We start from the raw sequence: 11,139 nt of genomic DNA, 5'->3' as shown, positions 1-11,139 counted from the left end.
AGATGAAGAAGAATATCCACCCCGACTATCACATGATCAAGGTGCAGATGACCGACGGCACCGTGTACGAAACCCGCTCCACCTGGGGCAAGGAAGGCGACACGCTGCAGCTCGACATCGATCCCACCGTCCACCCGGCATGGACCGGCGGCAACCAGCGCATGCTGGATCAGGGTGGCCAGGTCGCGCGCTTCAACAAGCGCTTCGGCGGTCTCTCGCTCAAGGGCAAGTAATCGGCGGCGGCGTATCGCGCCGCGCCTGCCTGAACCGATCGGCCCGGTATCGCGATGGCGATGCCGGGCCTTTTCGCGTGTGTTGCCGGTGCGAAATGCGGCTGCACAGCGCGATCTTGGTCGCATGCAAAGAAATCTATCTACCCACTAGAGTAATAGACATTTAGCGCATTTCCCTAGCCGACAAGTCGAGAATGACTCGGGCGGTGCCGTCGGCGCGCCGCTTCTAGGGGAAGAAAACATGCTGCGCCGTCTCAAGCCCTTGCTGCTGCTCTCCGCCGCCCTCGCCGTCACCCCGGCTTTCGCCGCGGATGAAGCGCCCGCTGCCGCAGATGCGGCTGACGCAGCCGAGCCCGCCGGTGGCGCCAGCAGCGGTGAGATCGTCGTGACCGCGCGCCGCCGTGCGGAGGATGTGCAGGATGTGCCTGTCGCGATCTCGGTGGTCGGCGGCGCCACATTGGAGGCGCAGGGCACCTACAACATCAACCGGCTGACGCAGCTGCAGCCAACCCTGCAATTCTTCTCGACCAATCCGCGCAACACCTTCATCAACATCCGCGGCATCGGCGCGCCGTTCGGCCTCACCAACGACGGCTTCGAACAGGGCGTCGGCATCTATATCGACCAAGTCTATTACAACCGCATCGCCGCGGCGACGCTCGACTTCGTCGACGTCGAGCAGATCGAGGTACTGCGCGGGCCGCAAGGCACGCTCTATGGCAAGAACACCACGGCCGGCGCGATCAACGTCACCACGCGCGCGCCCAGCTTCACGTTCGAGGGCAAGGCGGAAGTCTCGCTCGGCAATTACAGTTTTAAGCAGGCCAAGGCGTCGGTTTCGGGCCCGATCACCGACACGCTGGCGGCGCGGATCAGCGTATCGAGCACCGATCGCCGGGGGACCATCTACAACGTCGCGACCGATCAATGGATCAACGCGCAGGACAATATCGGCATTCGCGGTGCGCTGCTGTGGAAGCCCGGCGAGGATCTGCGGATCACATTGGCGGGCGATTTCAATCTGCAGGACCCGATCTGCTGCGGCCAGATCTATGCGCGCGTCGGCACCACCCAGCGCGCGCTCAACCGCCAATATGCGGCGCTGACTGCGCTGTTCCCGGGCTACCGGGTGCCGAGCACCGATGCGTTCGACCGGCGGACCGATCTCGATGCGCCGCTTGCCGCCCGCAACGAGATGGGCGGCGCCTCGCTGCGCGCCGAATGGGATGTGGGGCCGGGCACGCTGACCTCGATCACGGCGTGGCGCTATTGGGATTGGGATCCGTCCAACGACCGCGATTTCACCGGCCTTCCGGTCTACACCAAGGTCAACAACCCGACGAAGCAGAACCAGTACACCCAGGAACTGCGCTACGCCTATGAGGCCGATCGGCTGGACTTCGTCGTCGGTGCCTTCGCCTTCTATCAGGAGATCCGCACCAGCGGCATTCAGGAGACCGGTCCGGCGGCCAGCGCCTGGCTGCTGGCGCCGAGTAGCGCGCTCTCGCGCAACCCCGCGGTGCTCAACGGTATCGTCGCCGAAAACGACATCCGTCTCGACAATCTCAGCCTTGCCGCGTTCGGCAAGGTCAACTGGCACGTCACCGACCAGCTCACGATCTCGCCGGGCATCCGCATCAATTACGACAAGAAGGAAGGCCTCTACGACTCGGTCGTGATCGGCACCGCCTCGGACGGGACGCGCCAGCTCATCACCAACGACGCGACGCATCCCTATTATAATGATCCGTGGATCGCGGCACAGCGCGGCACCCAGTCCTCGCAATTCTTCGAGCCGGACTTCAGCGACTGGAACCTCTCCTACGACATCAATCTGTCGTACAAGGTCACCGAGGACGTCCTCGCCTATGCGACCTATGCGCGCTCGTTCAAGACGGGTGGCATCAATCTGAACGGCGTGCCCAGCCGTGGCGATGGCACCCCCGCGCTGGAAGTCGCGCAGATCAGGCCCGAGAAGGTCGACCATTTCGAAGTCGGCCTCAAGACGCAGTTCTGGAACCGACGTGCGACCTTCAACCTCACCGGCTATTGGACCGAGATCGACGATTTCCAGGCCAGCGTGATCAGCAATGTCAGCGGCAGCAACGTGCTGCGCGGCTATCTGGCCAATGCGGACAAGGTGCGGGTGCGCGGTATCGAGGCCGATTTCACGGTGCGGCCCACCGATCGGCTCAACGCCTATGTCAGCGGCGCGTTCACCGATCATGAGTTCAGGAAGTTCGTCGATGCGCCGTGCCCGCCCGAACTGGCGGGCGGCGGCACCGGCACGCCTGCCGGTCCGCCGGCGACGCCGGGTGTCAACAGCCCGGCGAATTGCGATGTTTCCGGGCAGTGGCTGCCGGGCGTCTCGAAATGGGCGTTCTCGTGGGGCGCCGAATATGAAATCCCGGCGGCGATCCTCGGGCGCGACGGCGACGTCTATCTGGGCTATGACGCGAACTACCGCTCCAAATTCTCGTCGAACGCGTCACGATCGATCTACACCGATATTTCGGGCTACTCGATCCACAATTTCCGTGTCGGCTTTCGTACCGACAGCTTCGACGTCTTCGGCTGGATCCGGAACGCTTTCGACCAGAACTACTTCGAATCGCTGGCGGTCACCCCGGGCAATACCGGCCTGATCTCCGCGCAGCTCGGCGATCCGCAGACCTGGGGTGGCACGATCAAATTCTCGTTCTGAGATGGGGGAGGGAGGGTCCGGCACGGCGTCGATCCATGCCGCACCCCCCTACTGGGCCGGCTTGAGCCCCAGGATCAGCGTCGGCAGCAGCTCGGATACGGTCGGGTGGATCGGCACCGCCCAGCGCAACACATCATAGGTCTGGCCCGCGTTCATCATGTCGAGGATGCCGTGGATGGCCTCGTCGCCGCCGGTGCCGAGGATCGCCGCGCCCAGCAGTTCATGCGTATCGGCGTCGGCGATCAGCTTCATGAAGCCCTGCGTCTCGCCCTTTTCGACCGCGCGGCCGACGCGGGTCATCGGTCGGGTCGCAATGGCGATCGGGCGGCCCGACTTGCGCGCTTCGCCCTCGCTCATGCCGACGCGTCCCAGCGGCGGATCGATATAGAGCGCATAGCCGAGGATGCGGTCGCTGAGCTTGCGGTCCTCGCCGTCGAGCATGTTGGCCGCGACGATCTCGAAATCATTATAGGCGGTGTGGGTGAAGGCGCCGCGGCCGTTGCAATCGCCCAGCGCCCAGATGCCGGGCACGTTGGTCGCCAGCCTGTCATCGACCTGGATATAGCCGCGCGCATCCACCGCGACGCCGGCGACGTCCAACCCGAGATCGTCGGTGTTGGGGCGTCGGCCGACGGCGAGCAGCGCGTGGCTGCCGACCACCTCCGGCTCTCCCGATTCGCAATCCACGCCCACCGCAATGCGGCCGTCCGGTTCCGGCCGGAATGAGATGCATTCGGCGCCGGTGCGCACCGCGATGCCCTCCGCTTCGAGAATCCCGCGGATCGCCTCGGAGATGTCCGGATCCTCGCGCGCCACCAGCCGCGGTCCTTTCTCGACCACCGTTACCCTGGCGCCGAACCGGCGATACATTTGCGCGAACTCAAGCCCGATATAGCTGCCGCCGACGACCACGAGATGCTCGGGCAGCGTGTCGAGCGCGATGATCGAGCGGTTGTTGAGCAGCGGCACGTCATGCACGCCGGGCATGTCGGGCACCGACGCACGGCCGCCGACATTGAGGAAGATGCGCGGCGCGGTGAGCTGCCGGTCGCCGACCGCGATCGTGTCCTGCGAAACGAAATGGGCGTGACCGCGAATCAGCGTCAGCCCCTTCATCCCGGCCAGCCATGTCTCGTTGCCGGTGCGCGCGTCGAGCGTCACCTTGTGCGCGCGCGCCGAGGCCGCTTTCATGTCGACCGAAACCGGTGCGTCGATCACAACGCCATAATCGGCGGCGCGCCGTGCCAGCCGTGCGGCATAGGCGCTGGCGACGAGCGCCTTGGTGGGCATGCAGCCGGTGTTGACGCAGGTGCCGCCGATCAGGTGGCGTTCGATCAGCGCGACCGTCATACCCCTTTCGGTCAATCGGCCACACAGGGATGGGCCGGCCTGGCCGGCGCCGATCACGATCGCATCGAATGTTTCGCTCATGCGCGGTCTATAGCGCGGCAACCAGCGCCACGGCAGCACCGATCGCAACGGCATCCTCGATCAATGCGGCCGGGCGGTCGCTGCCGAATGCGGCGGCGAGCCGCGCGCGAACGGCGGCACCGCCAAGCGTGCCGATTACCGCGCCGACGAGCCCCGGCACCGCGCCGATCAGCGCCGCGCTTTGCCATTGGCCGGGTTGCGCAGCCGCCGCGAACGCCGCGCCGCCGAGCGCACCGGCGATCAGACGTGCCCCGAATTGCGAAGGAACCTTGCGGCTGGGCGTCGTCGGCAATTGATCCGTAATGAACTCAATCACCGCAAGCAGTGACAGAATCGCTGGCAAATATCGCCAACCGAGAAAAGCCAGCCCCGTCTGTGAAAGGTCGAGCCTGGCGAAGGCGACAGCCCAGCACAACGCTGCAAGCGCCGTAAACACCCGCAAACCGGCAATTACGCCGATCAGCACCGCAAACAACCAGATCATGACAGCCTCCCGCCCCGCGACTCCGCAGGGTGTCATAGCAGCCGCGTCAAGTCACGGACGATCGGTGCGAAAACGGTCGCGATGCCCACTTCCGCGATATGACCATTGTCGATCCATTACAAAAAATTAACCATGCTTATTAATCATCTCAAGGTTTGGTCATCTATCATTGCTCCCGTGACGTTTTCCTTGGGGAGAATAAAGATGCCTGAATTGATTCTTGTGGGGGGCGAGGTTGTCGTCCGTAATGACTCATTCGACAATCAACTCGCACCATCGATCACCGCATTGAACAACGGTGGCTATGCTATTGCATGGGAGGATTATAGCGGATCTCTGATTGATCTTTCCGGATCGGGCATAAAGCTCAGGATCTATGATTCAAACGGCAATCCGACCGGCGCAGAAATCCTCGTAAACACAACGTTGCTCGGCAGCCAGACCCAACCGTCGATCACGACGCTTAACAATGGCAACATCGTCGTTACCTGGACCGATCCGGCGTTGGTCGGGATTCTGGGGGCGAATGTGCATGGCCAGATGTTCACTGCCGCTGGCGCGCCCGTCGGCGGCGAGTTCGTCGTCAACACCGGCTTGCTCGGCGCGCTGCTCGGCGCCCAGAACACGTCGGACGTCGTCGCGCTCGCCGGCGGCCGCTTCCTCGTCACCTTCACGACCTTCGGGCTGACGAGCAGCGAAGTCATCGGCCAGCTCTACGATGCCTCGGGCGCGGCGGTCGGAACCAACTTCCGGATCAACACCAATCTCGATGGCGCGCAGGTCGATTCCAAGATCACCGCGCTGTCCAACGGCGGCTTCATCGTCACCTGGGAAGACAGCAGCGGCGACTATGGGGATGCCAGCGGCTCGGCCATCGTCGCGCAGCTCTTCTCGGCGTCCGGCGAACGCGTGGGTTTCGAGTTCCGCGTCAACACCACGACCACAGGGTCGCAGGTCGACCAGACCGTGACCACGCTCGACAACGGCAATTTCGTCGTCACCTGGACCGATCCGAGCGCCGGCAATGCCAACGTCAGGGGACAGATCTACACCTCCGCCGGCGTCGCGGTCGGCTCCGAATTCGTCGTCAACACCGTGCTGACCGGCGCGCAGACCGAGCCGGTGATCGCGGCGCTGCCCAGTGGCGGCTTCGTCGTCGTATGGACTGACAGCAGCGGCTCCTATGGTGACGCCAGCGGCTCCGCGATCCTTGCGCAGGCGTTCGACGCCAGCGGCGTCCAGGTCGGCGGCCCGGTGCTCGTCAACACCAGCACCACCGGCGCCCAGCTCAATCCCGCAGTGACGGTGCTGTCCGACGGCAGGATCACGATCACCTGGGAAACTCCCGGCACCGCAGGGGTGACCGCGATCGTCTCGCAGCAAATGGTCCTCAATTCGGCGCCCACCGGCATCGTTATCGACGACGCGCAGGTGGAGGAGAATGCGACCGCGGGCACCGTCGTCGGCACGGTCAGCGCGACCGATCCGGACGGTGACACGATCACCTACACGCTGGTCGATGATGGCGGCGGCCGTTTCGTGATCGATGCCGATACCGGCGTCATCACCGTCGCGCCCGGCGCGGTGCTCGATTACGAAACCGATCGCGACATCGACATCACCGTCCGCGCGACCGACGAGTTCGGCACCACCACCGATCAGACCATCACGATCCTGTTGACCAATGTCGATGAGTTCCCGACGATCGAGGGCACCCCCGGCGACGATGTCATCACCGCGCCTTCCGACGACACGACCACGATCAACGGCGGCGGCGGCAACGATACGCTGACCGGCGCCGGCGGCAACGACACGCTCAACGGCGGTGACGGCAATGACACGCTGGCCGGCATGGGCGGCGACGATGTGCTCAACGGCGGCCCGGGCGATGACTCGCTCGACGGCGGCGAGGGCAACGATACCGTCAATGGCGGTGGCGGCAACGACACCGGACTTGGTGGCACCGGCAACGACATCCTCAACGGCGGTGACGGCGACGACATCCTCGATGGCGGTGACGGCGACGATCAGGTCAATGGTGAGGGCGGCAACGACACGCTCTCGGGCGGCAATGACGATGATGTCCTGAACGGCGGAGCCGGAACGGACACGATCGACGGCGGCGCGGGCAATGACACGATCGACGGCGGCGCCGACGACGATATCCTCGAGGGCGGCACCGGTGACGACGAGATCACCGGCGGCACCGGCAATGACACACTCGACGGCGGCGACGGCAACGACATCCTGGTCGGTGGCGACGGCAACGACACGCTCGATGGCGGGGCCGGTGCCGACGACATGACCGGCGGCGCCGGCGACGACACCTATTATGTCGACAACCCCGGCGATGCGGTCAACGAGGATGCCGGCGGCGGTAACGACCGCATCATCACCACGATCGACTATGCGCTGAGCGACGGCGACAATATCGAGGATCTCAGCGCCGGCTCGGACGACGGACTGACGCTGACCGGCAACAGTGCGGAAAATACCATTACCGGTGCCGGCGGCACCGACACGATCTACGGCCTTGCCGGCAATGACGAGCTGTTCGGCGCGGGCGGCAATGACGTGCTCGAAGGCGGCGACGGAGACGACACGCTCGATGGCGGCGCCGGCGACGACATCATGCGCGGTGGCCTGGGCAACGATACCTATTCTGTCGACAGCGCCGGCGACGTGATCGAGGAGGGCGCCGATGCCGGCACTGACACCGTCATCGCCTCGGTCGATTATACCCTGGGCGAAGACAGCAATATCGAGAATCTGCGCGCCGGCTCCAACGCCGGTCTCGTTCTTACCGGCAACAGCCTCGACAATGTCATCGACGGCGCCAATGGCAACGACACCATCTCGGGCCTCGACGGCAACGACGATCTCGACGGCGGCGCGGGGGATGACACGATCGACGGCGGCAACGGCAACGATCTGATCACCGGCGGCACCGGCAGCGACACCTTGATCGGCGGCGAGGGCGACGACCTGCTCAGCGGTGGCGCCGGCAACGACACGATCGAGGGCAATGGCGGCAACGACCGGCTCGACGGCGGCACCGGCGCCGACGCCATGGCGGGCGGCGCCGGCAACGACATCTACATCGTCGACGATGCCGGCGACGTCGTCACCGAACTCGATGGCGAGGGCAGCGACACCATCCAGACGCGCATCAGCTATACGCTGAGCGACGACCAGTCGATCGAACGCCTCGCCTCGATCGCGGCCGGCGACGTCACCTTGATCGGCAACGCCTTCGACAACCGCATCGACGGCGGCAACGGCAACGACACGATCGAAGGCCGCGGCGGCACCGACACGCTCTCGGGCGGCAATGGCAATGACGAGATCGACGGCGGCAGCGGCAACGACCTGCTCTACGGCAATGCCGGCGACGACACGCTCGTCGGCGGCGACGGTAACGACCGGCTCGAGGGCGGGGCCGGCGCGGATACGATGCGCGGCGGTCTCGGCGCGGATACCTATATCGTCGAGAGCGCCGGCGACATCGTCGTCGAGCTCGACGGGCAGGGCACCGACACCATCCTCACCAGCGTGAACTACACGCTGGGCGAGGACCAGTTCGTCGAGATGCTCCGCAGCAACAGCAGCGCGGATCTGATCCTGACCGGCAACAGCCGCGACAACCATATCGATGGCGGCACTGGCAATGACATCGTTCGCGGCCTCGGCGGCGACGATGACCTCTATGGCAAGGCCGGCAACGACACGGTCGAAGGCGGCGCCGGCAACGACATGATCAGCGGTGACGACGGCGACGACACGCTCGATGGCGGTGACGACAACGACCTGATCTATGGCGGCACCGGCACCGACACGCTGGCCGGCGGCGCCGGCAATGATCGCCTCGATGGCCAAGCGGGCACCGATATGCTCGTCGGTGGCGTCGGCGACGACACCTACATCGTCGATGAGGATGATGTGGTGGTCGAACTCGCCGGCGAGGGGACCGACATCGTCCAGGCACGGGGCAATTATACGCTGGCAGCCGGATCCTCGATCGAGCGGCTGCAGGGCTTGAGCAATCTGGGTTCGACCCTGATCGGCAACGAGCTGGACAACAGCATCCTCGGCGGCGGCGGCAACGACACCATCCGTGGGCTCGACGGCAATGACTCGCTGGCCGGTGGCAACGGCAACGACACCATCTTCGGCGGCGCCAATGACGATGTCGTCCGCGGCGACAACGGCAACGACATCCTCAACGGCGATGACGGCAACGACTCGCTGATCGGCGGTGTCGGGAACGATACGCTGACCGGCGGCGCGGGCAACGATACGCTGTCGGGCGAGGCCGGCAGCGACACGCTGATTGGCGGCGACGGCGACGACGTCTATTATATCGATGCGCCGATCGACGCGATCGTCGAGGGCTTCACCGCGACGGGCGGCTACGACACCATCGCCACCACCACCAGCTACACATTGGTCGACAGCATCTCGATCGAGCAGATCACGGCGAAGAACGATGCCGGGGTCACCCTGATCGGCAACAGCTTCGACAACCGCCTCAACGGCGCAGCGGGTGCGGATACGCTGCGCGGCGGCGGCGGCAACGATGCGATTTACGGCTTCGCCGGCAATGACGTCATCGTCGGCGGCGCCGGGCGCGACTCGCTGATCGGTGGCACCGGCGCCGACCGCTTCGTCTACGAAAGCGTGTCGGATACGGCGGGCACCAATCTGAGCCTCGTCGACCGCATCACCGACTTCTCCACGGCGCAGGGCGACCAAATCGACCTGTCGGGGATCGACGCGGTCACCGGCGGCACCAATGATGCCTTCACCTTGGTCGCCGCCTTCACCGGCGTGGCGGGGCAGCTCATCTCGGTGGCGTCGGGCAGCGGCTATCTGGTGCAGGGAGACGTCAATGGCGACGGCGCGGCAGACTTCACGATCAACGTGACCACCCCTGCACCGCTGACCGGCACCGACTTCATCCTGTGATCGGTTAGGCTGGCACCGGCGGGTCCCCCCCCACCACGGACCGTCGGAGCGAGTCTGGAGCGCACCAACGCACCGCCCTGCGTTGGTGCGCTCCTCTTTTTTGTCGTCCGCGCCCGATGGTGCTAGGCTACCCGGCCCTGGGGGACGGAGCGAAGGGCGGATGGCCGACTATTTCAAAGCACTGAAGAAGGATCTGGAAGCGCCGATCGAAACGCGGCGCTTCGGCAGCGGCTGGTTCGCCGGCTTCTTCGCGCTGGTGCTGGCGGTTACCGGGCTCGGCCTTGTCGTCGTGCTGCGTTACCCGGCACTGTTCGGCACGCCGGAACTGGCGATGCTGCGCAATTCCTCGGTGCTCCGTCCGATCATCCACGGCGCGATCCTCGGCGCCTATGCGCTGGCTTTGCTCAGCCTGCTGCTGCGCCCGCGCAAGGTGCTGGGCTTCACTGCGCTGGCGCTGGCGCTGCTCGCGGGGCTGCTCGGCGGTGCGGGGGCGGAGGCGCGCGAGGTGCGCGACTGGGGCATCTTCTTCGGCCTCGATTTCTTCGTTCTCAACATGGTGATGACCGGTCTGCTGTTCGCACCCGTCGAGCGGCTGCTGCCGCGCCACGGCACCCAGCGGCTGTTCCGCCCCGAATGGCGCGAGGATCTGTTCTACTATCTCGTCAGCTCGATGATGGTGCAGGCGCTGACCTTCCTGTCCTTCGCGCCGTCACGGGCGGTGCTCGGCCAGACCGGCGGTTGGGAAGGCTTTCGCGCGCTCATCGCCGGGCAGCCGCTGGTGCTGCAGGTGATCGAGATCATGCTGCTCACCGACTTCGTCCAATACTGGTTCCACCGTGCGTTCCACCGCGTGCCCTTCCTGTGGGGCTTCCACGCGGTCCATCACTCGGCGAAATCGATGGACTGGCTGGCCGGCGCGCGCATGCATTTCTTCGAGATCGTCGCGCTGCGCGGCGTCACCGCGATCCCGATGATGACATTGGGGTTCACGCCGACCGCGCTGCAGATCTATATCGGCATCGTCTATGTCTATTCGTCGCTGCTGCACGCCAATCTGCGCGGCGATTTCGACCGGCTCGGCCGTTTCGTCGCCACCCCGCGCTTCCACCACTGGCATCACGGGCTGGAGCCCGAGGCGATCGACGTGAACTTCGCGATCCACTTCCCGCTGTGGGACCGGCTGTTCGGCACCTATCATTTTCCGCCGGGGCGTTGGCCCCAAGGTTATGGCGTGCCGGAAACGGTGCCCAACGGCTATGTGGCGCAGTTCCTGTACCCGTTCCGGCGGGGGCGGGCGAAGGGGTAGGGAGAGCGATCGCCGC

The 11,139-nt window shown here is 65.2% G+C and carries 6 protein-coding genes; 4 read left to right on the top strand and 2 right to left on the bottom strand.

Translation table 11 applies throughout. The features are described 5' to 3' along the window. Positions 1 to 2 precede the first annotated feature (2 nt). Both rpmE and NX02_RS13630 read left to right on the top strand, forming a co-directional pair. Positions 3 to 233, top strand: a complete 231-nt coding sequence (gene rpmE / locus NX02_RS13635) for a 50S ribosomal protein L31 (RefSeq protein ID WP_025292756.1) — start codon at positions 3 to 5, stop codon at positions 231 to 233. Positions 234 to 474: 241 nt separating this feature from the next. After that, positions 475 to 2,937, top strand: a complete 2,463-nt coding sequence (locus NX02_RS13630) for a TonB-dependent receptor (protein ID WP_025292755.1) — start codon at positions 475 to 477, stop codon at positions 2,935 to 2,937. A gap of 48 nt (positions 2,938 to 2,985) precedes the next feature. On the opposite strand, the gene NX02_RS13625 is transcribed toward NX02_RS13630, so the two are convergent. Both NX02_RS13625 and NX02_RS13620 read right to left on the bottom strand, forming a co-directional pair. Next, complete coding sequence (locus NX02_RS13625; protein WP_025292754.1) at positions 2,986 to 4,368, bottom strand: FAD-containing oxidoreductase; 1,383 nt, start codon at positions 4,366 to 4,368, stop codon at positions 2,986 to 2,988. A gap of 7 nt (positions 4,369 to 4,375) precedes the next feature. Then, positions 4,376 to 4,852, bottom strand: a complete 477-nt coding sequence (locus tag NX02_RS13620) for a membrane protein (RefSeq protein WP_025292753.1) — start codon at positions 4,850 to 4,852, stop codon at positions 4,376 to 4,378. Positions 4,853 to 5,056: 204 nt separating this feature from the next. Here NX02_RS13620 and NX02_RS32455 point away from each other — a divergent pair, with 204 nt between their 5' ends. Together NX02_RS32455 and NX02_RS13610 are read left to right on the top strand one after the other, a co-directional pair. Then, positions 5,057 to 9,817: a beta strand repeat-containing protein gene (locus NX02_RS32455; protein WP_047099793.1), complete on the top strand. Its 4,761-nt coding sequence runs from the start codon at positions 5,057 to 5,059 to the stop codon at positions 9,815 to 9,817. Between the two features lie 160 nt (positions 9,818 to 9,977). Beyond that, positions 9,978 to 11,123, top strand: a complete 1,146-nt coding sequence (locus NX02_RS13610) for a sterol desaturase family protein (protein ID WP_025292751.1) — start codon at positions 9,978 to 9,980, stop codon at positions 11,121 to 11,123. The last annotated feature ends 16 nt before the right edge of the window (positions 11,124 to 11,139 follow it).

This window comes from Sphingomonas sanxanigenens DSM 19645 = NX02, assembly GCF_000512205.2.
Lineage (GTDB): Bacteria > Pseudomonadota > Alphaproteobacteria > Sphingomonadales > Sphingomonadaceae > Sphingomonas_D > Sphingomonas_D sanxanigenens.
Note: the sequence above shows the minus strand (reverse complement) of the source record. Positions and strands in the feature narration are given on the sequence as shown.